The following is a 22,567-nucleotide window of genomic DNA, read 5'->3' as shown; positions in this document are numbered from 1 at the left end:
CGCCGGGCCATGCCCGGCGGCATCAGCCCGTCACAACCAGGGCAGGATCCAGTGGTCCACCAGCAGGAAGGCGAACAGCGCCATCAGGTAGACGATGGAGTAATAGAACATCTTCATCGAGAACAGTTCGTCCGGCGGATTGAGCATGCGCCAGGCGTACCAGAGGAACACCGCATTGAGCACGATCGCGCCGCCCAGGTAGAACGCACCGCTCATGCCCACCAGGTACGGCAGCAGACAGACCAGCGCCAGCACCACCGAATACACCATGATCTGCTTGCGGGTGTGCACCACGCCGTGGGTCACCGGCAGCATGGGGATCTCCGCTTTGGCGTAGTCCTCGCGGCGGAAGATCGCCAGCGCCCAGAAGTGCGGCGGCGTCCAGATGAAGATGATCAGCACCAGCAGCGACGAGTACGCCCAGTCCGACGAACCCTGCATGCCGGTCACCGCGGCCCAGCCCAGCATCGGCGGCATCGCGCCGGCCAGGCCACCGATGACGATGTTCTGCGAGGTCGCACGCTTCAGGTACACGGTGTAGATGACCGCGTAACCGATCAGCGAGGCGAAGGTCAGCACTGCGGTGATCAGGTTCACCCACAGCACCAGGATGACCATCGACAGCACGATCAGCACGCCGGCGAACACCAGCACCTGCCACGGCTTGACCTTGCCCACCACCAGCGGACGCCACGAGGTGCGGGCCATCTGCGCATCGATGTGCGCATCCAGCAGCTGGTTGATCGCCGCGGCCGCCGAAGCGGCCAGCCAGATGCCCAGGAAGCCGAGCACGCCTGCGCGCACCTGCTCCCAGCTGGGCACGCCGGGGATGGCCAGGACCATGCCGACCAGGGCGGTGAAGACAATGAGGGCAACGACCTTGGGCTTGGTCAGGTCCCAGTACTGGCGGTAATTGGAAAACATGGAATCAGTCCGGGGCACGCAGGCGGGCCAGCAGGCTGACCAGCACGAACAACAGGGCAACGGCCACGCCGTTGTGGGCCACCGCCACTTCCAGCGGCAGCGCCAGCTTCACATTGAGGATGCCGAGGGTGACCTGCAGCACCAGCAGCGCGATCAACGCGCTGGCCCAGCCACGCATGCTCGGCAACCGGAACAGGCGCACGCCCAGCCACAGCAGGTAGACGGCCACCACCACCGCAAACATGCGGTGCGCCATCTGGATGGCGATACGCGAAGCGCCATCCAGCACGCCGCCTTCGTAATCCACGCCGATGCCGCGCCACAGGGTGAAGCCTTCGACGAAGTTGTGCTGCGGCCACCACTGGTTGGCGCAGCGCGGGAAGTTGTCCAACGAGGCGCTGCCACCGCCGCAGGCCAGCGCCGCGTAATTGGCGCTGACCCAGCCCCCCAGCGCGATCTGGGTGACCAGCACCGCTACGCCGATGCGCAGCAGCCACTTCAGCTTCGGCGCCTCGGCCAGGGTGATCGGCATGTGCGTCGCGCGCCAGGCCATCCACACCAGCAGGCCGAACATCAGCATGCCACCGAGCAGATGGCCCATCACTACGATGGGTTTGAGCAGCAGGGTCACCGTCCACATGCCCAGCAAGGCCTGGAAGATCACCACCGCCAGGGTCAGCAATGCAGCGCGCGCCAGGTCGATGTTGCTCCAGCGCAGCGCGGCGATCAGCAGGATCGCCTCACCGATCAACGCCAGCACGCTGGCCGTGCCATGCCAGCCCATCATGTACAGCGGTATGCCGGCGGCCACCAGCACGCAGGCGGTCACCACCGCCGTGCTTCCGAATCGCCGCTTGCGCGTGGCCAACAGGGCCAGGGTCAGGATCTCGATGCCCAGCGCGCCAGCCAGGAAGCGGTGCACCTGCTCACGCCAGGCCTTGTGGGTCTCCAGCGGGCGGATCTCCGCCGCCGGGTGGCCGATGGTCTCTTCCACGTGCTGCGGCCAGGTGGCCTGGCCATAGCAGGTCGGCCAGTCCGGGCAGCTCAGGCCGGCATCGGACAGGCGTACGAATGCGCCGAACATGATCGTGCTCGCGGTCATGATCATGGCGAACCACGCCAGGCGGTGGAAATTGCGGTGCAGCGCCGGACGCGCGGAAAGGCTCATCAAACGGGACTCACTTCAGTTTCAGCAACGTGGCCATGTCCTTGCGCAGGCCACCCAGGTCGGTGCCCGGGGCATGACGCATGATCACGAAGCCGTTCGGATCGATCACGTAGACCGGCAGGCCAGCCGGATCGTCGACGCCGGGCAGGGCCGCGCGCAGTGCTGGCGACGGAGCCAGCGGCCGCAGCGCGGGCAGCGAGGCGATCGACGCCGGTGGCGTTCCCAGCCACAGGATTTCGACATTATCGGCGTTATGGCCGAACAGCTGCCACACCTTGCCCAGTCCCTGCGACAAAGTGACGCACTGCGCGTCGCAGGCATCGGCCGGCGCCACCAGCAGGCGCCAGGTACGGGCCTCGGGGTTCCAGGCGTAGGGCTGGCCGCTGGCCAGGGTCGGCGCCTGCTGGCGCAGGTCCACCGGCGGCTTCAGCAGCTGGCCGGCATTGCGGTGCCCGGTCGGTTGCCAGCCGGAGAAGCGCAGCACGGCGGCCAATGCCATCGCCCCGAAGAACACGGCAAACAGCAGCACCAGGGTCCGGCGGCCGGAGCCGCGCGCCTGCGGGGACGTAGCAGTGTTCATGCGGGGCATTTTCTCATGGTTGGGTAAGGGATGCCGGTAGTGCCGGTCGCTGGCCGGCACCCAGGAAACCGAGGGATTGCCGGCCAGCGGCCGGCACTACCGGGCGATGGGGCGCCTCCTGCGCCATTCCAGTACCAGCGCCACCACCAGCACGGTCAGCGCCAGCCCGAACCACTGCACGGCGTAGCCCAGGTGGCGCGGTGGCGGCAGCGTGTTCGGCAGCAGGTCCAGATCGCGTTCGTCGCCGAACGGCAGCGCCGGATCCAGCCGCAGCACGCGGTCGGGTAATGCCGGCAGGCCAAGCGCCTGCGCGAGACCCTCGGCGGGCAAGCGGCTGGCCAGCCAACGCCCGGCCTCATCGGTAGCGGAGAACGCCGGACCCATTGCCAGTCCCGCCGACGGCGGCGGCGCCAATAACCCACGCACCGCCACCGGCGAAGGCGGCGCCGGCACATCCGGCAGCGTGCGATCCGGCGGCAGCGCACGCCAGCCGAGATCGACCAGCAGCACGCTGCCTCTGTCACTGCGGAACGGACGATAGATCTTCACCCCGGCGCGACCATGCCGGGTCTGGTTGTCCAGCAGCACCACGCCGGGCAGGAAGCGGCCGTGGTCGGCCACGCCGTGCAACGCGCCGGGCGCCGCCAGAGCCTGCGCCAGTGGCAGCGCCTGTGCCACGGCTGGACCTTGTGCATCCAACATTGCCTGTTTGGCATGCATGCGCTGCAGCTGCCACAGCCCCAATGCGCTGAAACCGGCCATCGCCAGCACCGCCAACAGCCAGCCGATCAGGCGCGTGTGCTGACGCATCATGACAAGTCCGCGCAAACGCGGTCAGATAGGCGCATCCACCCTGCCCTCGAGCCGCGCATGAGTGATTCGCTGAAGACCCTGCTGGTAATCGCGTTTCTGATCGTCATCGTCTGGAATCTGGGCGCCGGCCTGTATTACCTGCTGGTCGACCGCGGCCAGACCAAGCGCACGGTCAACGCACTGACCCGCCGCATCGCGGTGTCGGTGGCGTTGATCCTGCTGGTGATCGTGAGCATCTACATGGGCTGGATCAAACCGCACGGCATCGGCGGCTGAGGCCACCGATACGTGCGCGGTCAAAGCACGTAGACGAACATGAAGAGCATCAGCCACACCACGTCGACGAAGTGCCAGTACCACGCGGCGGCTTCGAAACCGAAATGGTTGTCGCGGGTGAAGTGCCCCTTGGCCGAACGCAGCCACATCACGATCAGCATGATCGTGCCCAGCAGCACGTGCGCGCCGTGGAAGCCGGTCAGCATGAAGAACGTTGAACCGTAGATGCCCGAACCGAGCGTCAGGTTCAGTTCCTTGTAGGCGTGGATGTACTCCTCCGCCTGCAGGGTCAGGAAGCCGAGGCCGAGCACCACGGTCAGGCCCAGCCAGATCAGCAGCTGGCGACGGTTGCCCGCCTTCAGCGCGTGATGGGCAATGGTCAGGGTCACGCCGGAGGTCAGCAGGATCAGCGTGTTGATCAGCGGCAGGCCCCAGGCCGGAATGGTCTGGAACGCGCCACCGATCGCCGCCGGGCCATTGGTCGGCCATCCGGCGGAATAGCCCTGCCAGAGCAGCTCGTTGGTCATCACCCCGCGGCCTTCGCCGCTGAGCCACGACAGGCCCAGGTTGCGGGTGTAGAACAGCGCGCCGAAGAACGCACCGAAGAACATCACTTCGGAGAAGATGAACCAGATCATCCCCATCCGGAACGAGCCATCGACCTGATGGTTGTAGTTGCCGGCCTGCGATTCGCGCACCACGTCGCTGAACCACCAGAACAGGGTCAGCACCAGCATCGCGATGCCGATGTAGAACGTCCAGCGTCCCCAGCTGGCATCGTTGAGCCAGCTGGCCACACCGACCATGGTCACCATCATCGCGATGGAACCCACGAACGGCCATTTGCTCTGGGCCGGGACGAAGTACACGTTGGCGTCGGTCGGTGTCTGGGCCATGTCGGTATCCGAGGTCAGGGTGCGGCGTGCGCGCCTTCCGAGGTGGCGGCCGGAGCCAGCCGATCGGACAGCGCGTCGTTGCGGTAGAAGGTGTAGGACAAGGTGATCGTCTTGATCTCCGGTGGCAGGTCCGGATCGACGATGAAGCGCACCGGCATGTCGCGCTTCTCGCCGGCCTGCAGCGTCTGCGCGGTGAAGCAGAAGCACTCGGTCTTGCTGAAGAAGCCCGACGCACGCGCCGGCGCCACCGAAGGCACCGCACTGCCGACCACTGCCTGCTGGCTGTCATTGCGGGCGAAGTACAGCGCTTCGTTGAGTTCGCCGGGCACCACGTCCATGGTCAGCTGCTCGGGATGGAACGACCATGGCAGCCGTGAGTTGACCCCGCCATCGAATTCCACGCGCACGGTGCGCTTGCCGGTCACGGCGCCGGTACTGGCCTCGCCGCCGGGACCGCGTTCCAGGCGCACGCCGAACACCTTTTCGCAGGCGATGCGGTACAGCGGTACCAGCGAGAACGTGAGCAGGAACACCGCCACCGCCACGCCGATCAGGCGCGGCAGCCCCGCACTGCGTGACGGTGTGCTGGCCGGTGCGTCGCTCATCGGCCGATCACCCCACTGAGGATGAAGCCGACGTAGACCAGCACGGCGATGGCGCCGACCCACATCGCCGTGCGCCTGGCGCGCTGGCGTTGCTGCTCGATGCTTCCACCCTGGTAGAGCCGACCGCTGGTCGGCTGCTTTTCGTCAGTCGAGCATGGCTCGACTCTACCCAAGGCATCAGCCGAGCATGGCTCGACTCTACCGATCGGGAGCGGGCTTTCGTTATGCATGCCCCACCTCAATGCGTGATGTCGTCATGCGCCAGATCCCCCGGGCGGATGGTCGGCGGCGTGGTGAACGTATGCGCCGGTGCCGGCGACGGCAGCGTCCATTCCAGGCCGCGCGCACCTTCCCACGATCTGGCCTCGGCCTTCTCGCCGTTGCGCAGCGAGGACAGCAGGATCGCGGCCATCATGAACGGCGTGGCGAACATGCCGAACGCACCGATCGAGCTGATCAGGTTCCAGTCGGCGAAGGCCACGCTGTAGTCGGGAATACGCCGCGGCATGCCGGCCAGGCCGAGGAAGTGCTGCGGGAAGAACAACAGGTTGACGAACACGATCGACCACCAGAAGTGCACCTTGGCCCACTTCTCGCTATACATCCGCCCGGTCCACTTCGGCCACCAGTAGTACACCGCGGCGATCAGCGCGAACACCGCGCCGGTCACCAGCACGTAGTGGAAGTGCGCGACCACGAAGTAGGTATCGTGGTACTGGAAGTCGGCGGCGACGATCGCCAGCATCAGGCCGGAGAAGCCACCGATGGTGAACAGGATGACGAAGGCCACCGACCACAGCATCGGTGCCTCGAACGTCAGCGAGCCACGCCACATGGTGCTGACCCAGTTGAACACCTTCACGCCGGTCGGGATCGAGATCAGCATGGTGGCGAACATGAAGTAGATCTCGCCGCCCAGCGGCATGCCCACGGTGAACATGTGGTGGGCCCAGACGATGAACGACAGGAAGGCGATCGCGGCGGTGGCGTACACCATCGCCTGGTAGCCGAACAGCGGCTTGCGGCTGAAGGTCGGGATGATCTCGCTGACCACGCCGAAGGCGGGCAGGATCATGATGTAGACCTCGGGGTGCCCGAAGAACCAGAAGATGTGCTGGTACATCACCGGGTCACCGCCACCGGCGGCGTTGAAGAAGCTGGTACCGAAGAACTTGTCGGTCAGCAGCATGGTCACCGCACCGGCCAACACCGGCATCACCGCGATCAGCAGGAACGCGGTGATCAGCCAGGCCCAGCAGAAGATCGGCATCTTCAGCAGGTCGATGCCCGGCGCACGCATGTTCAGCACGGTGGCGATGATGTTGATCGCGCCCATGATCGAACTGATGCCGGCCACATGGATGGCGAACACGCTGAAGGCGACGTTGTAGCCGCCCTGCAGCGACAGCGGCGGGTACAACGTCCAGCCGCCGGCCGGTGCACCGCCAGGGAGGAACAGGGTCAGCAGCAGCAGGCTGAAAGCCACCGGCAACAGCCAGAACGACCAGTTGTTCATGCGCGGCAGCGCCATGTCCGGCGCGCCGATCTGCAGCGGAATCATCCAGTTGGCCAGTCCGACGAAGGCCGGCATCACGCCACCGAAGATCATCACCAGCGCATGCACGGTGGTCATCTGGTTGAAGAACTCGGGCTTGACGAACTGCAGGCCCGGCTGTGCCAGCTCGGCGCGGATCACCACGCTCATCGCCGCACCGATGATGAACATGATGAAGCTGAAACCCAGGTACAGCGTGCCGATGTCCTTGTGGTTGGTCGAGAAGAACCAACGCTCGAAGAAACTCTGCTGGTGATGGTGATCGTCGTGCCCAACTGCCGAGTGCGCCATTGCAAAACACCTCTCAGAATCGGTTGTCACCACGGCCGCGAACGGCCGCGGGCTTTACATCACGCTCCGTTGGCCGCGGTGGCAGGCGCGCTGCCCGCTTCTGCAGCAGCAGGCGCAGCCGGTGCCTCGCTCGCCGGTGCAGTCGGTGCAGCCGGTTCGGCAGGTGCCGCCGGCGTTGCCGGCTCGGCGGGCGGCGCCGGCTTGCGCTGCGCCAGCCACTGCTTGAACTCTTCCTTGGACACCGCCTCGACCACGATCGGCATGAAGCCATGGTCCTTGCCGCACAGCTCGGCGCACTGGCCGCGGTAGACGCCGGGCTGCTCGATGCTGGTCCAGGCCTCATTGATGAAACCGGGGATGGCGTCCTGCTTCCAGCCCAGCGCCGGCACCCACCAGGCGTGGATCACGTCGTCGGAGGTGATGACGAAGCGCACCTTGGTATCGACCGGCAGCACCAGGCGGTTGTCGACATCCAGCAGGTAATGCGGGTGAGTCTCGCGGGTCGGCACGATGCCACTTTGCCGCACGCGGTCGGACTCGCGGTCCAGGCGGCTGGTGAAGGTGACGTTCTCGCCGAGATATTCGTACTTCCACATCCACTGGTAGCCGGTGACCTTCACCGTCATCTCGGCATCGCGGGTGTCGTACATCTTGATCAGGTTGGCCGTGGCCGGCCATGCCATCACGATCAGGATGATCACCGGGATCACCGTCCAGATGATCTCGGCCTTGGTGTTGTGGCTGAAGGTGGCGGCGACCGCACCCTTGGATTTGCGGAACTTGAAGATGGCGTAGGCCATCGCCCCGAACACGATGACGCCGATCACCGTGCAGATGATCAACGATAGATTGTTCGATTCCCAGGCCAGGCGCGAGGTCTGGGTCACCCCCTTGCCCATGTTCAGCTGCCACGGCTTGGGATCGGCCGCCTGGGCCCAAGCCAACGCCGGCATCAGTCCCCCGGCCACCATGGCGGCGACCGCTGCAACGCACTTCGTGCCCCACCTGCTGCTTTGCTTCATTGCCTAGACCCTTAGCGTCGTCGGTTGCCGCCATCGCTGGCGGCGAGCAAGCTTTCAAGTGTCTCTGCGAGCGTCTGACGTTCGGCCGGCGCGAGGAAACTCCCCACCTCCACCTGCCGGCCGCTGGATGCCAGCCGGACCCTCTCGTCGTCGGTGAGCAGGCGCACCCAGTGGGGGTGGGCCCGGAACACCGGCGATCCACCGGGTACGGGGATGACCTCCACGTACGCCGGCACTACCCGGATCTCCTCCTGCCGTTCACCACTGCGCCACAAGGCACGCAGTGCCGCCGCCAGCACCAGGCTGTACAGCAGCGCGAACAGGGGGGCGAATGCATTGCCGGCCAACCACCCGAGGGCGGACACCAGCCACATCGCACCCGACAACACGGTGAACAACAGGACGAACTGCCGGGCATCGAGCGCCCGTGGGGGACGCAGCCGCAGCTGCGTACCTGACCCATCCGGAGCTGGAAGCACCTCGATCATGTCGCAACCGCGTTCCTGCCGCGGGAAACGTCTCGATGGTAGCCCCGCCCTCTCGCCGGTAGCAAGGGTGCATTCACACTTTTACCATGCTGCAACACAGCATGAGGTCGGCGGCACGAATGACGAATTCAGCACAAATTCTGCCGAGCTTGCTGAACACGCTGAATCCACCGCAGCTAGGGGCTATCAGCGCTTCACGAAGGTGGCTGATGGGCACTTCCGCAACCCGCAAAAATGATTAAAATCGCCAAGTTTTCCACTGGCCGGACCGGCATGAACGCACCTTCCTCCTCCCCTGCCGCCCACGACGCTCCGCGTCCCGGCGCGCTGCTGTCGCCGGAACTGCCGGCGCCCCCCAACCCGTTCCGCCAGGCCATCACCGATGGTTGGTTGAAGGACGAGGCCAGCCACGTTCGCGAGCTGCTGGCGCAGGCCCGCCTGCCCGCCGAAGAGCAGGCCAAGGTGCAGGCGCTGGCCGCCGACCTGGTCGGCCGCGTGCGCGTGCGTGCCAAGGACCAGGGTGCGATCGAAGCCTTCATGCGCCAGTACGACCTGGGCAGCGAGGAAGGCGTGCTGCTGATGTGCGTGGCCGAGGCGCTGCTGCGCATTCCGGACCAGGACACCGCCGACAAGCTGATCCGCGACAAGCTGGCCGATGCCGACTGGGAAAAGCACCTGGGCGGCAGCGACTCGGTGCTGGTCAACGCCTCCACCTGGGGCCTGATGCTGACCGGCAAGCTGGTGCAGATGAACGACGCCACCCGTGCCGATGCGCCCAGCGCGTTCAAGCGCCTGGTCGGCCGCGTCGGTGAGCCGGTGGTGCGCCTGGCCGTGCGCCAGGCGATGAAGATCATGGGCCACCAGTTCGTCATGGGCCGCACCATCAGCGAAGCGCTGTCGCGCTCGCACAAGGGCGACAACGCGAATTACCGCTACTCGTTCGACATGCTGGGCGAAGGCGCGCTGACCATGAAGGACGCGCTGCGCTACCTGGAAGACTACCGTCGTGCGATCCACGCCATCGGCGGCGACCACAAGGCACGCGGCGGCCGTCCGGACGGCGACGTCAACAACGCGCCGGGCATCTCGATCAAGCTGTCGGCGCTGTACCCGCGCTACGAGCACGCCAAGCGCGAGCGCGTGCTGAAGGACCTGGTGCCGGGCGTGCTGGAACTGGCACAACTGGCCAAGAGCTACGGCATCGGCTGCACCGTCGACGCCGAAGAGTCCGACCGCCTGGAACTGTCGCTGGACATCATCGAGCAGGTCTTCTCCGACGCCTCGCTGGGCGGCTGGGATGGCTTTGGTGTGGTCGTGCAGGCCTACCAGAAGCGCACGCCGTACACGATCGACCACCTGGCCGACATGGCGCGCCGCGCCGGTCGCCGCCTGCAGGTGCGCCTGGTCAAGGGTGCGTACTGGGACGCCGAGATCAAGCGCGCGCAGATCGAAGGCTACCCGGGCTACCCGGTGTTCACCCGCAAGCAGAACACCGATGTCTCCTACCTGGCCTGCGCCAAGCGTCTGTTCACCCATGCCGACGCGATCTACCCGATGTTCGCCACGCACAACGCACACACCATCGCGGCCGTGCGCAGCATCGCCAATGGCGGCGTGTACGAGCACCAGAAGCTGCACGGCATGGGCGATGACCTGTACGCGGAAGTGGTGCCGGCCGACCGCTTGAACCTGCCCTGCCGCGTGTATGCACCGGTCGGTTCGCATGAAGACCTGCTGCCGTACCTGGTGCGTCGCCTGCTGGAAAACGGCGCCAACTCCAGCTTCGTCAACCGCATCACCGACGAGCGCGTGCCGATCGCCGACCTGATCCGCGATCCGGTCGAGATGGTTGCTTCGTTCGAATCGATTCCGCATCCCAAGATCCCGCTGCCGGTTGACCTGCTGCGCAGCCAGAACCACGACAGGAAGAACTCCATGGGCGCCAACCTCGCCAACGACAACGAACTGCGCGCCCTCGCCGAGCAGATCAACGCTGCAGTGAAGCCGTGGCAGGCCGCCCCGCTGGTGCCGGGTGCGAACCCGGCCGGCGCCGCGCTGCCGGTGACCAATCCGGCCGACACCCGCGAAGTGGTCGGCCAGTGGCTGGCCGCCGATGCCGCCACCGTGCAGAAAGCCCTGGCCAACGCCGTGGCCGCGCAGCCGGCCTGGAACCGCACCCCGGCCGCCAGCCGCGCCGCCATCCTCGAGCACGCCGCCGACCAGCTGGAAGCGCGCATGCCGGAGTTCATGGCGCTGTGCGTGAAGGAAGCCGGCAAGAGCCTGCCCGACAGCATCGCCGAAGTGCGCGAAGCCGTGGATTTCCTGCGCTACTACGCCAAGCAGGCGCGCGAGCAGTTCAGCCACGCCGAGAAGCTGCCCAGCCCGACCGGTGAATCCAACGAGCTGCAGCTGCACGGCCGCGGCGTGTTCGTCTGCATCAGCCCGTGGAACTTCCCGCTGGCGATCTTCCTGGGCCAGGTCGCTGCCGCCCTGGCCGCCGGCAACAGCGTCATCGCCAAGCCGGCCGAGCAGACCAACCTGATCGGCTACTACGCGGTGAAGCTGCTGCACGACGCCGGCGTGCCGGCCGAGGTGGTGCAGTTCCTGCCGGGCGACGGTGCCACCGTGGGTGCCGCGCTCACTGCCGACCCGCGCGTGGCCGGCGTGGCCTTCACCGGCTCCACCGACACCGCCCGTGCGATCAACCGCGCGATGGCCGCACGTGACGCCGCCATCGGCGTGCTGATCGCCGAAACCGGCGGCCAGAACGCCTTCATCGCCGACTCCTCGGCACTGCCGGAACAGCTGGTCAAGGATGCGATCGGTTCGGCCTTCACCTCGGCCGGCCAGCGCTGCTCGGCCGCGCGCGTGCTGTTCGTGCAGGACGACATCGCCGACAAGGTGATGACCATGCTGGCCGGTGCGATGAAGGAACTGAAGGTCGGCAACCCGGGCCTGCTGTCCACCGACGTCGGCCCGGTGATCGACGCCGACGCGCTGAAGATCCTGCAGGACCACGCCGAACGCATGGACCGCGAAGCGCGCCTGATTGCTGCCGCCGAGCTGTCTGCCGAAGCGGCCAATGGCACCTTCTTCGCACCACGTGCGTACGAACTGAAGGACCTGGGCCAGCTGCAGAAGGAAGTGTTCGGTCCGGTCCTGCACGTGATCCGCTGGAAGGGCGACCAGCTCGACGCGGTGATCGACCAGATCAACGCCACCGGCTACGGCCTGACCCTGGGCGTGCATTCGCGCATTGACGAGACCGTCGACCGCATCAGCAATGGCGTCCATGTCGGCAACGTCTACGTCAACCGCAACCAGATCGGTGCGGTGGTCGGCGTGCAGCCGTTCGGCGGCCAGGGCCTGTCCGGCACCGGTCCGAAGGCCGGCGGCCCGCACTACCTGCTGCGCTTCGCCACCGAAAAGACGGTGACGGTGAATACCACCGCCGCCGGTGGCAACGCCTCGCTGCTGACCCTGGGCGACTGATCGCCCGATAGTTGCAGTGAACGAAAAACCCCGCGAAAGCGGGGTTTTTTGTGCCTTTTTTCCTGTGGCGCCGAGCGTGGGCTCGGCGCTACACCCGCATCAGGCCGCGCCAATGACGCAACGCCACCAGCGCGTTGATCCAGAAACCCACGTACAGGATCGAGGTCAGGTGCAGGCCACGGCTGTAGTACAGCGGCACCGCAACGGTATTCACCAGCAGCCACACCCACCACGATTCCAGCTTGCGCCGCATCATCAGGATCTGCGCGATCACGCTCAGCACCAGCACCGCCGAATCGATGTAGGGCGCATAGGCGTTGGTCAGGCGGGTCAGCATCCAGCCGTAGCCGAACGTGGCCACCACCGCCAGCGGCGCCAGCCAGGCCCATGCACGCGGTCGCAATGAGGTGATCGGCAGCGGCGCACCGTGATCGCCACGCAGCCACTGCCACCAGCCCAGCACGCTGATGGCAATGAAGAAGAACTGCAGCACCATGTCCGCGTACAGATGTGAGCGCTCGAACACCGCGGCAAACAGCGCACAGCCGACGATGCCCAGCCACCAGGTGTGCACGTTGTTGCGGCCGGCCAGCAGGATCGAGCCGGCGACGGCGATGTTGGCAGCCAGCTCCAGCTGGAAGTTCGGATCGGACAGGTTCATGGCGCTATTGTCGTGGATCCACGCCGTGGATGGCTGCGCTCTTCAGTAGATCCACGCCACGCGTGGATGGCCCGTGGCCACAGAAAAAGAAAGCCCCGCTTGCGCGGGGCCTTCCGTGTGCTGCGTCAGGCCGAGGCCCGAATCAGAACTTGTACTGGAACGAAGCCGCCAGCACGTCGCCACGGACCTTGTACTTGCCCGACAGCGAGTTGCCCTGGTTGGCAGTGGTGGCACGCACGTTCACGTTCGGATCGCTGGTGAACAGGTGGGTGTAGCCAAAGTTGTACTCGGTGTTTGCCGACGGGGTCCAGCCCACGCCCAGCGACAGCCACTTGCGGCTGGTATCCGGCACGCGCACGTCGCGGTGTGCGTCGGTGGTCGGGGTCTGGTCCAGTGCAACACCACCGCGCAGGGTGACGGTGTCGCTCAGCTTGTAGTCGGCGCCCAGCGACACGAAGGTGGTGTCACGGTAGCCGAACTCCAGGACCGAGTCCGCCTGCGGCGACGCGTAGTCGACGGTGACGCTGTCAAAGGCGGTCGACCAGGCGGTACGGGTCACGTCGCCCATCACGGTCCAGCGGTCGTTGACCTTGTGGGTCACGCTCAGGGTGGCCGAGGCCGGCATGGTCACCGTGGCCTTGCCGCTGGTGTCCATGAACCAACCGCGGGTACGCGGCGAGTTGGTCAGCAGCGAACGTGCGCGGTCGGCGCCGCTGAAGGTCGCATCACCACCGGTGATCTTGTGCTCGACCTTCGAACGGTAGCTCAGGCCGATGTGGGTGTTCTCGTCGATCGAGAACAGGCCACCGACGGTCCAGCCCACGGCATTGTTGTCACCCTCGATCTTCAGGGTGCCATCCGCGCTACCCGGGGCAAAGTTCGGAACGCCTGCGCCGGCCAGGATGCTGCCGTAGTCGACGGCGTTGCTCAGCTCGATGGTCAGGTGCTCGACGAACACCGACGCGCCGAAGGACACGTACGGGTTGACGTCATACGACGCAGCGAAGCCAAGGTCGATGGCCTTCAGATCGGTCTTCAGGCCGCTGTAACGACCCACCCAACCGTTGTCGTATTCGGTCTTGAAGCCGAACGGTGCGGTCAGCGACACACCGAAGTGGGCCTTCTCGCCGATCGGCATGTGGAAGTACGCAGCCGGGACCGGAGCGATCATGCCGGCGTCGCCGCCGTCACCACCGGTCTGCGGGCGGCCTGCCGCATTGCGGCCCTGGCCCTTGAACTCGGCCTTGAAGCTGATGGCGCTCAGGTCGCCCTGGACCAGGGTGCCTTCCAGCTGGCGCATGCCGGCCGGGTTGACGGCGATGATGGAGGCGTCGCCTTCGGCGCTGCCGGAACCGGCGAACGCGCGGCCGAGGCCCTTGGCGCTGTTTTCCTTCAGCTGGAAGGCGGCAGCGTTGGCATCGGCGGCGGCCAGCGCACCGGCAACGCCGACGGCCAGCAGGGTCAGTCGGGCAATGGTGGAAGCGGTTTGCATCGTAGTTCTCTCTCCGGTAAGCGGTGATGGTGCTCTGAGTGCGCCTGCGCCCGGCAGGCCTTGGGGCCCTTCGGAGCGCGCCGGATTCCCCTCCCGACATACGACGCCGTATGCGAGTATTACCCAGAGCTGTTAATGAAACAATAACAGCGCAGGCGCTTTTTTCGTCCCAGAAGCTGAACAGGACAATCCCCGCCGTAAGCGCCCGCACGCTAGGCTATTGCCCATGTTCGTCTCCCTCCCGTCGCGCAAGAAGGCGGCCCTGCGCTGGGCCACGCCCGTGCTGTTTGCGGCACTGTGGCTGGCGTTCCTGTGGTCGATCTCGCGTCCGGACGACGCCCGCGGCAGCCTCTGGCTGGACTGGGGCGCCCTGTCCACCGGCCTGACCCACCCGCTGGACTGGTGGGCGACCCTGCAGGACGGCAGCGTGCTGCGGCTGTTCACGGCCCTGTTCCTGCACGCGGACTGGTCACATCTGCTGGGCAACCTGGTGTTCCTGCTGATCTTCGGCCTGCCTGCTGAGCGGGTGCTGGGCCCGTGGCGGCTGCTGCTGCTGTTCCTGGTCGGCGGCGCGGTGTCCAATCTGGTGGCGATCTACACCATGGGCAGCCCGGACCAGATCATCATCGGCGCCAGCGGCGCGGTGTCCGCACTGATCGGCGCCTATCTGGCCCTGTTCCCGGGCGCCCGGCTGGGCGTGGTCATTCCGCTCGGCCTGTTCCTGGAATTCGTGCGCGCCCCGGCCTACCTGCTGATCGGCGTCTGGGCCGCCCTGCAGGTGGTGTTCGCCCATATCGGCCCAAGCTTCGGCATGGTGGCCTGGTGGGCGCACATCGGCGGCTTCGTGTTCGGCGTGGTGTACGGGGTCTACGTGCGGGCGGCCATCGCCCGCCGCCTGCGCAAGCGCCACGGCTTCTGACCCCTGGTAGTGCCGGCCGCTGGCCGGCTCCACGCGCACCCGCTCGTTCGTGGATCAGTCGAGCACGGCTCGACTCTACAGAATCAGGGCTTGGCCGGGACGGGTGCGGGCTTCGCTTCCGGCTTCGCTTCTGGCTTCGCTTCTGGCTCCGGTTCTACCTTCGCCTCCGGCTTCGCGGCAGCGGCCTTCGCAGCCTTGGCCGCATCCGCTTTTGCCGCTTCGGCCTTCAAGCGTGCAGCCACCGAACCCGGGTTCTTCAGCTCGGCCAGCGCGTCGTTGATCGGGCCATCGCCCGGCAGTACCGCACCGGCGTGATAGCCCTCGGTGCCCTCGTCGTCACCGCGCAGATGACCCGGCAGGGTCGCTTCGCTGTAATCGCTCAGGCTGGCCGGCAGTGCATCCTCGGCCGGCGTAGCGGCCGGCTTCAGTTCGACCTCCGGCACGATGCCCGTGGCCTGGATCGACTTGCCGCTGGGCGTGTAATAACGCGCGGTGGTCAGCTTCACCGAGTCACCGTTGTCCAGCGGCAGCACGGTCTGCACCGAGCCCTTGCCGAAGGTGCGGCTGCCAACCACGCGGGCGCGCTTGTTGTCGCGCAGTGCGCCGGCCAGCACTTCCGAGGCACTGGCCGAACCGGCGTCGACCAGCACCACCACCGGTGCGCCCTTCAGCAGGTCGCCCGGCGTTGCATCGAAACGTGCATCGCTGATGCTGATGCGGCCGCGGGTACTGACGATGTTGCCCTTGTCGAGCAGGTCGTCGGCCACCTGCACGGCAGCGGTCAGCAGGCCACCCGGGTTGCTGCGCAGGTCCAGCACCAGGCCCTTGAGCTGGCCACCGGACTGCTTCTGCAGCTGCTGCACGTGCTTCTGGAAGTCCGAACCGGTGTCGGCCTGGAAGGTGCTCAGGCGGATGTAGCCATAGCCCGGTTCCAGCAGGCGGCTGCGCACGCTGGTCACGCGGATGGTCTGGCGGGTGAGGCTGACATCGAACGGCTTGGGCTTGCCTTCGCGCACGATGGTCAGCACCACCTTGCTGCCGGCCGGGCCGCGCAGCGGTTCGCTGGCATCGATCGCGCTGATCGGCTTGCCGTCGATGGCGATGATCAGGTCACCGGCGAGGATGCCGGCCTTGGCCGCCGGCGTGTCGTCGATCGGCGAGATCACCTTCATGCTGGCGTTGTCCGGCTGCTGCTGCAGCTCAACGCCGATGCCTTCGTAGGCACCGCTGGCCTGTTCGTCGAAGGCCTGCGCGTCTTCCTTGTTGAAGTAGGTGCTGTGCGGGTCGAGGTCGAGCAGCAGGCCACGCACCGCTGCCTGCATCAGCTTCTTATCATCGACCGGATCGACGTAGGCGGCCCGCACTGCGTTGTAGACGGCCACAAAGCGGCGGATGTCCTCCAGCGGCACCTTCGAGGTCACCGCCTCCTCGCTGCTCGCTGCCTGCCCGCCGGTTTCCTGGCTCGGGGCGGGCGCGGTCTGCTGCGCCCAGGACAGCGCTGGCAACAGGGCCAGCAAGAGGGTGGCGGTACGGGCTGCGCGCATGGATCACTCCTGTCGACGGTGGCATGGTGCCCAAGGCACATGCACCGATTATGCGCGAAGCACAGCTAAATTCCCGTTGAATCCAGCCCGCACGTGGCGAGCCGGGATTCAGCGCCGCTGCAGCCAGCTGTCCGGATTCACCGGTTGCCCGCCACGACGCAGCTCGAAGTACAGCGCGGTGACCCCTTGGCCCCCCGAGTTGCCGACCTTGGCCACCGCATCGCCACGGCTGACCCGTGCACCGGCGTCCTTGAGCAGGGTGTCGTTGTGGGCGTACAGGCTCATGTAGCCATTGCCGTGGTCGACGATCAGGATCATGCCGTAGCCGGTCATCCAGTCGGAGAACACCACGGTACCGTCGGCCACGGCGGTGACGGTGCTGCCGGCCGGTGCGCCGATCAGCACGCCGCTGCTGGTACGCCCGTCAGGCAGCTTGCCGCCGTAGCGGGCCAGCAGGTTGCCGGACAACGGCCAGCCCAGGCCCCCCACCTTCGGCGCCGGTGCGGAAGCCACCGCCGGCGGAACCTTGGTGGGCGGTGGCGGCCGGCCCTGCGCGGCAGCCTGGCGTGCGGCACGTTCGGCCGCGGCCTTCTCTGCTGCCGCACGGCGCGCAGCCGCGCGACGCTCGGCCTCGGCACGGGCGGCGGCCGCACGCAGATTGGCCAGCAGTGTTTCCAGCGCCTTGGCGTCCTGGCCCAGCGCCTGTTCCTTCTCGCGCTGGTCCTTGAAGCGCTCGTCCAGCGAGGCCACGGTCTTTGCACGATCGCGGCGGTCGGCTTCCAGCGCCGCTGCCTGCTGCTTCTGGTCCTGCTGCGCCCCCTGCAGCTTCTGCTTGCGCTCGGCAATCTGCGCCTGCAGCGCTTCCAGTTCCTTCAGGTCGGCGGTCAGCGTGGTGATGCGCTGGGCCCGCTCACGCTGCAGGTAGCGGTGGTAGGCCAGGGCACGGTTGGCATCGGCCACCGTGTCCTGCGACAACAGCAGTTTCAACGGTGCATGGTTGCCCAGCTGGTAGGCCGCGCGCAGCAGGCCGGCCAGCTCGCGGTGCTGCTGGGCGAGGTTGGCCTGCAACGTGCTGCGGCGCTGTTCGGCCTCGGCCAGGGCCCTTCCCTGCTCGCGCAGCGCGGTTTCGGTCTGCGCAAGCGCACGGCCGGTGCGGGCCACCTTTTCATCTGCCTCACGCAGCTGCTGTGAGGCCTGGCCGCGCTGGCCCTCGATCTGCCGACGCTCCTGCGCCACGCCCTTCAGCTCACTGCGCAGCTTCTGCAGCTTGCGCTCGGTCTCGCGCGTGGTCTGCGCGGCGCCCGGCAGCGGCAACGCCAGTGCCAAAGCCAGCCCCAACAGCAGGCAGCGCCCGCCGCGAGCAGCGGCGATGTGATGTCGGCGTGATGGGAAGGCGTTGTTGCGCAAGGGCTTTCCAGTGACTTCAGGCAGTTGCAGGGGGTACCGGGGAATGGTGACATCTCCGCACGCGGCCTGCCAGCCGCACATCCATCGAGGTCCCCATGAAAGCTCTCTCCATTCCGCTGCTGTTGGGCGTACTGCTGGTCACCGGGCCAGTGGCAGCGCAGGAAAACATCAGCAAGGTCAACGGCAGCATCAGCGCCGAACCCGGCCAGCGCTACGGCAAGCTGGACACCGTCAACGGCGGCATCCGCGTCGGCGAAGGCGTCGAGACCGGCAGCATCGACACAGTCAACGGCGGGGTCAAGGTCGCCGATCGCGCGCGCACCGGCAAGATCGAAACGGTCAACGGCGGCGTACGCCTGGGCCGCGAAGTGATCGCACACGGCAGCGTCAGCACCGTCAACGGCAGCATCTTCAGCGATCGCGGCAGCCAGATCGAAGGCGGCGTTGAAACCGTGAACGGTGGCATCGGGCTGGTCGAAAGCCGCGTCGGCAACGACGTGGAAACCGTCAACGGTGACATCACCGTGGGCATCGGTTCGCAGGTCAAGGGCGGTGTGCACGTGCGCAAGCCAAACTTCAGCGTCTCGCTGACCGCCAGCCGCAAGCCACGCGTGATCATCGGTCCGAATGCCGTGGTGGACGGCCCGTTGCAGTTCGAACGCGAGGTGGTGCTGTACGTGCACCGCACGGCCCGCATCGGCCCGGTCACCGGCGCCGAGCCGATCCCGTTCGACACCGAAACCGCTCCGGCGGACTGAGCACACCGCGCCCATCGGTTCGGTGATACTCGCTGTTACCGGTCGTACACGTGGTGCGGCCGCCCTTTGTTTTCCAGGAATCGACGATGCCCCGCAAACTCCTCCTGTGCCTGGCCGCTGCGGCCGCGCTCAGTGCCTGCAAAGGCGAAGACACGCCGGCGCCCGCGCCGGCCACCGACACCGCCGCTGCCAAGCCGGCGGCCCATGCGTTCTCGCCGGAGATCAACGCCGGCGACTTCGCCGAGATGGTCAAGACGCTGGCTTCGGATGAATTCGAAGGCCGCGCCCCGGGCAGCAAGGGCGAGGAACTGACGGTCAACTACATCCGCGACCAGATGCAGCGCATCGGCCTGCAGCCCGGCAACGGCGACAGCTGGTTCCAGGATGTGCCGATGACCGAGACCACGGCCGACGAATCGACCGTGCTGAAGATCACCCAGGGCGGCAAGACCACCGAGCTGAAGTTCGGCACCGACATGGTGGTGGGTACCCGTACCGGCCAGGCCGAGGTGAAGGTCGATGCCAGCGACCTGGTGTTCGTCGGCTACGGCGTCGACGCGCCGGAGCAGAAGTGGAACGACTACGCCGGCCAGGACTGGAAGGGCAAAACGGTCGTCATGTTCGTCAACGACCCGGGCTTCCATGTCGATGACGCGAAGCTGTTCGACGGCAAGCGCATGACCTATTACGGGCGCTGGACCTACAAGTTCGAGGAGGCTGCGCGAAAGGGCGCCGCTGCCGCGCTGATCGTGCACGACACCGCCGGCGCTTCCTACGGCTGGGATGTGGTGAAGAACTCCTGGGCAGGCCCGCAGTACGACCTGCCGGCCAAGGATGACCCGGAAGCCCGCATTCCGGTGCAGGGCTGGCTGAGTGCCGACGCTGCCAAGGCGCTGTTCGCCGGTGCCGGCCTGGACCTGGCGCAGGCCTACAAGGACGCCAGCAAGCGCGGCTTCAAGCCGGTGCCGCTGAAGGCCACCGCTGCGGTCGATCTGAAGAGCCAGATCGCGCAGAAGCAATCGCGCAACGTGGTGGGCGTACTGCCGGGCAGCAAGCGTGCCGACGAGGCCGTGCTGTACATGGCGCACTGGGATCACCTGGGCAAGCACGAGGGCGAGACCGGCGACAACATCTACAACGGCGCGGTCGACAACGCGACCGGCGTGGCCGGCATCCTCGAGGTGGCTGAAGCCATGGCCCACCAGGAGCCGAAGCCGGAGCGCTCGGTGGTGTTCCTGGCGGTGACCCTGGAAGAATCCGGCCTGCTGGGTTCGAAGTACTACGTTGCCCATCCGACCTTCCCGCTGGACAAGATCGCCGGCGTGATCAACATCGATGCGATGTCGGTGGCTGGCCGTGCCAAGGACGTGACCGTCACCGGCTTCGGCAGCTCGGAGCTGGAAGACATCCTCAAGCCGCTGGCCGCGGCCCAGGACCGTACCCTGCACGGCGAGACCTCGGTACAGAGTGGCTTCTACTTCCGTTCCGATCACTTCAACTTCGCCAAGGCCGGTGTGCCGGCCCTGTACGCCGATGGCGGCGAAGACCTGCGCGAGGGTGGCGTGGACGCGGGCCGCAAGGCTGCAGCCGACTACGGCGCCAACCGCTACCACGGCCCGAAGGACGAGTTCGATGCGGCCACCTGGAAGCTGGACGGCACCGTCGAAGACCTGCAGCTGATGTACGGCGTCGGCAAGGAACTGGCCGGTGGCGATCGTTGGCCGAACTGGTACGAAGGCAACCCGTTCAAGGCAGCCCGCGACGCGATGATGAAGGACAAGGCCCCGGCTGCGGCGAAGTAGCGTCGAGCTTGCTCGACTGAGTACTGAAGCAAGCCAAGGCGGCGCCCGCAAGGGCGCCGCTTTTTTGTGTGTGATCGCGCCCTGCAGTTGTAGATGCCAACCTTGGTTGGCGCCGTGGTTCCATGCAGAGAGCATCCACGCATGGCGTGGATCTACTTGTAGTGCCGGCCGCTGGCCGGCAAACGATCGCTGTGTGGGCCAGCTGTTGGTAGCTGCCAACCTTGGTTGGCGCCGTGGTTCCTCACGGAGGGCATCCACGCATGGCGTGGATCTACCGGGCGATGTAACGCCGTCGGGTTGCTTACCAGCGGTCATGACTACCCGCATTTCGCGCGCACAAAGAAAAACCCCGCTGCGTAAGCAGCGGGGTTTTGGGTGTAAACCCTGGCGATGACCTACTCTCGCATGGCTTGAGCCACACTACCATCGGCGCAGCTGCGTTTCACTTCCGAGTTCGGGATGGGATCGGGTGGTTCCACAGCGCTAATTTCACCAGGGAGACGGTTGCAGCAGCGCTTGCAGCGCCAGCTTCGCGATCTTGCCCTTGGGGCGGAAGGTACCCGGAAAATGCAGTGCCTTCACTTAATAAGAAAAACCCCGCTGCGTAAGCAGCGGGGTTTTTGGGTATAAACCCTGGCGATGACCTACTCTCGCATGGCTTGAGCCACACTACCATCGGCGCAGCTGCGTTTCACTTCCGAGTTCGGGATGGGATCGGGTGGTTCCACAGCGCTAATTTCACCAGGGAGGCGGTTGGAGCGTCGCCATCCGATACAGCTGGATAAGGCGCCTGCCTCTCGTAGTTCTTGTGACGTAGCGTGCACTTGGATGCTCTTACGACGTTGTCGTAAAGCCAAGGCAACTTGAGGTTATATGGTCAAGCCTCTCGGATCATTAGTATCAGTTAGCTCAATACATTGCTGTACTTACACACCTGACCTATCAACCACGTAGTCTACATGGTTCCTTCAGGGGGCTTGTGCCCCGGGAGATCTCATCTTGAGGCGCGCTTCCCGCTTAGATGCTTTCAGCGGTTATCGCTTCCGAACATAGCTACCCGGCAATGCCACTGGCGTGACAACCGGAACACCAGAGGTTCGTCCACTCCGGTCCTCTCGTACTAGGAGCAGCCCCTCTCAAATCTCCAACGCCCATGGCAGATAGGGACCGAACTGTCTCACGACGTTCTGAACCCAGCTCGCGTACCACTTTAAATGGCGAACAGCCATACCCTTGGGACCGACTACAGCCCCAGGATGTGATGAGCCGACATCGAGGTGCCAAACACCGCCGTCGATATGAACTCTTGGGCGGTATCAGCCTGTTATCCCCGGAGTACCTTTTATCCGTTGAGCGATGGCCCTTCCATACAGAACCACCGGATCACTAAGTCCTAGTTTCCTACCTGCTTGATCCGTCGATCTTGCAGTCAAGCACGCTTATGCCTTTGCACACAGTGCGCGATGTCCGACCGCGCTGAGCGTACCTTCGAGCTCCTCCGTTACTCTTTAGGAGGAGACCGCCCCAGTCAAACTACCCACCATACACGGTCCCCGACCCAGATAATGGGCCCAGGTTAGAACGTCAAGCACGACAGGGTGGTATTTCAAGGATGGCTCCGCTGCAGCTAGCGCCACAGTTTCATAGCCTCCCACCTATCCTACACAGACGAACTCAACGTTCAGTGTAAAGCTATAGTAAAGGTTCACGGGGTCTTTCCGTCTTGCCACGGGAACGCTGCATCTTCACAGCGATTTCAATTTCACTGAGTCTCGGGTGGAGACAGCGCCGCTGTCGTTACGCCATTCGTGCAGGTCGGAACTTACCCGACAAGGAATTTCGCTACCTTAGGACCGTTATAGTTACGGCCGCCG

The 22,567-nt window shown here is 65.8% G+C and carries 19 protein-coding genes and 3 rRNA genes (1 of these 22 running past the window's edge); 5 read left to right on the top strand and 17 right to left on the bottom strand.

Translation table 11 applies throughout. The features are described 5' to 3' along the window. Positions 1-30 precede the first annotated feature (30 nt). The 4 genes from cyoE to ACZK45_RS01605 all read right to left on the bottom strand — a co-directional run bounded on the left by cyoE (position 31) and on the right by ACZK45_RS01605 (position 3,485). Positions 31-924 carry a heme o synthase gene (gene cyoE / locus ACZK45_RS01620; protein WP_010484229.1) on the bottom strand — a complete coding sequence of 298 codons (894 nt, stop codon included), beginning with the start codon at positions 922-924 and terminating at the stop codon, positions 31-33. A gap of 4 nt (positions 925-928) precedes the next feature. Beyond that, a complete protein-coding gene (locus ACZK45_RS01615; protein WP_099551635.1) occupies positions 929-2,092 on the bottom strand; it encodes a COX15/CtaA family protein in 1,164 nt (387 codons plus the stop codon). A 10-nt stretch (positions 2,093-2,102) separates the two neighbouring features. After that, complete coding sequence (locus ACZK45_RS01610) at positions 2,103-2,672, bottom strand: hypothetical protein (RefSeq protein ID WP_180838558.1); 570 nt, start codon at positions 2,670-2,672, stop codon at positions 2,103-2,105. Positions 2,673-2,768: 96 nt separating this feature from the next. Continuing rightward, positions 2,769-3,485, bottom strand: coding sequence for an SURF1 family protein (locus ACZK45_RS01605; protein ID WP_478445335.1), 717 nt, complete (start codon positions 3,483-3,485; stop codon positions 2,769-2,771). 57 nt (positions 3,486-3,542) lie between these two features. Between ACZK45_RS01605 and ACZK45_RS01600 the strand changes: the two genes are divergently transcribed. Beyond that, positions 3,543-3,761, top strand: a complete 219-nt coding sequence (locus ACZK45_RS01600; protein WP_005412025.1) for a twin transmembrane helix small protein — start codon at positions 3,543-3,545, stop codon at positions 3,759-3,761. Between the two features lie 20 nt (positions 3,762-3,781). Here ACZK45_RS01600 and ACZK45_RS01595 read toward each other — a convergent pair whose 3' ends face one another. The 6 genes from ACZK45_RS01595 to ACZK45_RS01570 are packed head-to-tail and all read right to left on the bottom strand — an operon-like array spanning position 3,782 to position 8,618. Then, on the bottom strand, positions 3,782-4,657 hold the full coding sequence (locus ACZK45_RS01595) for a cytochrome c oxidase subunit 3 (RefSeq protein ID WP_005412024.1): 876 nt from the start codon (positions 4,655-4,657) through the stop codon (positions 3,782-3,784). Positions 4,658-4,671: 14 nt separating this feature from the next. Continuing rightward, positions 4,672-5,262 (bottom strand): cytochrome c oxidase assembly protein, encoded by a 591-nt coding sequence (locus tag ACZK45_RS01590; RefSeq protein ID WP_478445334.1) that lies wholly within the window; start codon positions 5,260-5,262, stop codon positions 4,672-4,674. Beyond that, the gene (locus tag ACZK45_RS01585) at positions 5,259-5,492 is read right to left on the bottom strand and encodes a hypothetical protein (protein ID WP_253144979.1); all 234 of its coding nucleotides are present in this window, start codon (positions 5,490-5,492) and stop codon (positions 5,259-5,261) included. Before ACZK45_RS01585 ends, ACZK45_RS01590 begins: the two co-directional genes overlap by 4 nt. 8 nt (positions 5,493-5,500) lie before the next feature. Beyond that, on the bottom strand, positions 5,501-7,108 hold the full coding sequence (ctaD, locus tag ACZK45_RS01580) for a cytochrome c oxidase subunit I (RefSeq protein ID WP_100467696.1): 1,608 nt from the start codon (positions 7,106-7,108) through the stop codon (positions 5,501-5,503). A gap of 59 nt (positions 7,109-7,167) precedes the next feature. Continuing rightward, positions 7,168-8,130 (bottom strand): cytochrome c oxidase subunit II, encoded by a 963-nt coding sequence (coxB, locus tag ACZK45_RS01575; protein ID WP_125895785.1) that lies wholly within the window; start codon positions 8,128-8,130, stop codon positions 7,168-7,170. 11 nt (positions 8,131-8,141) lie between these two features. Beyond that, a complete protein-coding gene (locus ACZK45_RS01570) occupies positions 8,142-8,618 on the bottom strand; it encodes a DUF2244 domain-containing protein (protein ID WP_004153894.1) in 477 nt (158 codons plus the stop codon). 273 nt (positions 8,619-8,891) lie between these two features. On the opposite strand from ACZK45_RS01570, the gene putA reads away from it, so the two are divergent. Continuing rightward, positions 8,892-12,110, top strand: coding sequence for a bifunctional proline dehydrogenase/L-glutamate gamma-semialdehyde dehydrogenase PutA (putA, locus tag ACZK45_RS01565; protein WP_478445333.1), 3,219 nt, complete (start codon positions 8,892-8,894; stop codon positions 12,108-12,110). Positions 12,111-12,198: 88 nt separating this feature from the next. Here putA and pnuC read toward each other — a convergent pair whose 3' ends face one another. Together pnuC and ACZK45_RS01555 are read right to left on the bottom strand one after the other, a co-directional pair. Then, entirely contained in the window at positions 12,199-12,771 is a 573-nt protein-coding gene (pnuC, locus tag ACZK45_RS01560; protein WP_032129718.1) for a nicotinamide riboside transporter PnuC, read from the bottom strand. Between the two features lie 142 nt (positions 12,772-12,913). Then, positions 12,914-14,263 (bottom strand): outer membrane protein transport protein, encoded by a 1,350-nt coding sequence (locus tag ACZK45_RS01555; RefSeq protein ID WP_478445332.1) that lies wholly within the window; start codon positions 14,261-14,263, stop codon positions 12,914-12,916. Between the two features lie 226 nt (positions 14,264-14,489). On the opposite strand from ACZK45_RS01555, the gene ACZK45_RS01550 reads away from it, so the two are divergent. Further along, positions 14,490-15,182, top strand: a complete 693-nt coding sequence (locus ACZK45_RS01550) for a rhomboid family intramembrane serine protease (RefSeq protein WP_019662230.1) — start codon at positions 14,490-14,492, stop codon at positions 15,180-15,182. A gap of 83 nt (positions 15,183-15,265) precedes the next feature. Here ACZK45_RS01550 and ACZK45_RS01545 read toward each other — a convergent pair whose 3' ends face one another. Both ACZK45_RS01545 and ACZK45_RS01540 read right to left on the bottom strand, forming a co-directional pair. Beyond that, a complete protein-coding gene (locus ACZK45_RS01545; protein WP_478445331.1) occupies positions 15,266-16,726 on the bottom strand; it encodes a S41 family peptidase in 1,461 nt (486 codons plus the stop codon). Positions 16,727-16,834: 108 nt separating this feature from the next. Further along, positions 16,835-18,133 carry a murein hydrolase activator EnvC family protein gene (locus ACZK45_RS01540; RefSeq protein ID WP_010484243.1) on the bottom strand — a complete coding sequence of 433 codons (1,299 nt, stop codon included), beginning with the start codon at positions 18,131-18,133 and terminating at the stop codon, positions 16,835-16,837. Between the two features lie 95 nt (positions 18,134-18,228). Here ACZK45_RS01540 and ACZK45_RS01535 point away from each other — a divergent pair, with 95 nt between their 5' ends. Further along, positions 18,229-18,891: a DUF4097 family beta strand repeat-containing protein gene (locus ACZK45_RS01535; protein ID WP_032129713.1), complete on the top strand. Its 663-nt coding sequence runs from the start codon at positions 18,229-18,231 to the stop codon at positions 18,889-18,891. Positions 18,892-18,977: 86 nt separating this feature from the next. After that, a complete protein-coding gene (locus ACZK45_RS01530) occupies positions 18,978-20,693 on the top strand; it encodes a M28 family metallopeptidase (protein WP_049421206.1) in 1,716 nt (571 codons plus the stop codon). Positions 20,694-21,075: 382 nt separating this feature from the next. On the opposite strand, the gene rrf (ACZK45_RS01525) is transcribed toward ACZK45_RS01530, so the two are convergent. The 3 genes from rrf (ACZK45_RS01525) to ACZK45_RS01515 all read right to left on the bottom strand — a co-directional run. Next, a 5S ribosomal RNA gene (rrf, locus tag ACZK45_RS01525) occupies positions 21,076-21,190 on the bottom strand. 134 nt (positions 21,191-21,324) lie between these two features. Continuing rightward, positions 21,325-21,439: ribosomal RNA gene (gene rrf / locus ACZK45_RS01520) — 5S ribosomal RNA — on the bottom strand. A gap of 127 nt (positions 21,440-21,566) precedes the next feature. Beyond that, a 23S ribosomal RNA gene (locus ACZK45_RS01515) occupies positions 21,567-22,567 on the bottom strand (it continues 1,880 nt past the right edge of the window).

This window comes from Stenotrophomonas sp. 63632_Sma, from assembly GCF_056482875.1.
The sequence above is the reverse complement of the archived record's forward strand: the minus strand, read 5'-3'. Positions and strand labels throughout refer to the sequence as shown.

What these genes read in the sequence shown, in the direction of transcription:
- ACZK45_RS01610 (WP_180838558.1), bottom strand. Translation starts at nt 2,672, where the DNA reads ATGAACACTGCTACGTCCCCGCAGGCGCGCGGCTCCGGCCGCCGGACC.
- ctaD (WP_100467696.1), bottom strand. Translation starts at nt 7,108, where the DNA reads ATGGCGCACTCGGCAGTTGGGCACGACGATCACCATCACCAGCAGAGT.
- ACZK45_RS01600 (WP_005412025.1), top strand. Translation starts at nt 3,543, where the DNA reads ATGAGTGATTCGCTGAAGACCCTGCTGGTAATCGCGTTTCTGATCGTC.
- ACZK45_RS01615 (WP_099551635.1), bottom strand. Translation starts at nt 2,092, where the DNA reads ATGAGCCTTTCCGCGCGTCCGGCGCTGCACCGCAATTTCCACCGCCTG.
- pnuC (WP_032129718.1), bottom strand. Translation starts at nt 12,771, where the DNA reads ATGAACCTGTCCGATCCGAACTTCCAGCTGGAGCTGGCTGCCAACATC.
- ACZK45_RS01590 (WP_478445334.1), bottom strand. Translation starts at nt 5,262, where the DNA reads ATGAGCGACGCACCGGCCAGCACACCGTCACGCAGTGCGGGGCTGCCG.
- ACZK45_RS01530 (WP_049421206.1), top strand. Translation starts at nt 18,978, where the DNA reads ATGCCCCGCAAACTCCTCCTGTGCCTGGCCGCTGCGGCCGCGCTCAGT.
- ACZK45_RS01595 (WP_005412024.1), bottom strand. Translation starts at nt 4,657, where the DNA reads ATGGCCCAGACACCGACCGACGCCAACGTGTACTTCGTCCCGGCCCAG.
- ACZK45_RS01605 (WP_478445335.1), bottom strand. Translation starts at nt 3,485, where the DNA reads ATGATGCGTCAGCACACGCGCCTGATCGGCTGGCTGTTGGCGGTGCTG.
- ACZK45_RS01555 (WP_478445332.1), bottom strand. Translation starts at nt 14,263, where the DNA reads ATGCAAACCGCTTCCACCATTGCCCGACTGACCCTGCTGGCCGTCGGC.
- ACZK45_RS01585 (WP_253144979.1), bottom strand. Translation starts at nt 5,492, where the DNA reads ATGCATAACGAAAGCCCGCTCCCGATCGGTAGAGTCGAGCCATGCTCG.
- ACZK45_RS01550 (WP_019662230.1), top strand. Translation starts at nt 14,490, where the DNA reads ATGTTCGTCTCCCTCCCGTCGCGCAAGAAGGCGGCCCTGCGCTGGGCC.
- putA (WP_478445333.1), top strand. Translation starts at nt 8,892, where the DNA reads ATGAACGCACCTTCCTCCTCCCCTGCCGCCCACGACGCTCCGCGTCCC.
- coxB (WP_125895785.1), bottom strand. Translation starts at nt 8,130, where the DNA reads ATGAAGCAAAGCAGCAGGTGGGGCACGAAGTGCGTTGCAGCGGTCGCC.
- ACZK45_RS01570 (WP_004153894.1), bottom strand. Translation starts at nt 8,618, where the DNA reads ATGATCGAGGTGCTTCCAGCTCCGGATGGGTCAGGTACGCAGCTGCGG.
- ACZK45_RS01535 (WP_032129713.1), top strand. Translation starts at nt 18,229, where the DNA reads ATGAAAGCTCTCTCCATTCCGCTGCTGTTGGGCGTACTGCTGGTCACC.
- ACZK45_RS01545 (WP_478445331.1), bottom strand. Translation starts at nt 16,726, where the DNA reads ATGCGCGCAGCCCGTACCGCCACCCTCTTGCTGGCCCTGTTGCCAGCG.
- cyoE (WP_010484229.1), bottom strand. Translation starts at nt 924, where the DNA reads ATGTTTTCCAATTACCGCCAGTACTGGGACCTGACCAAGCCCAAGGTC.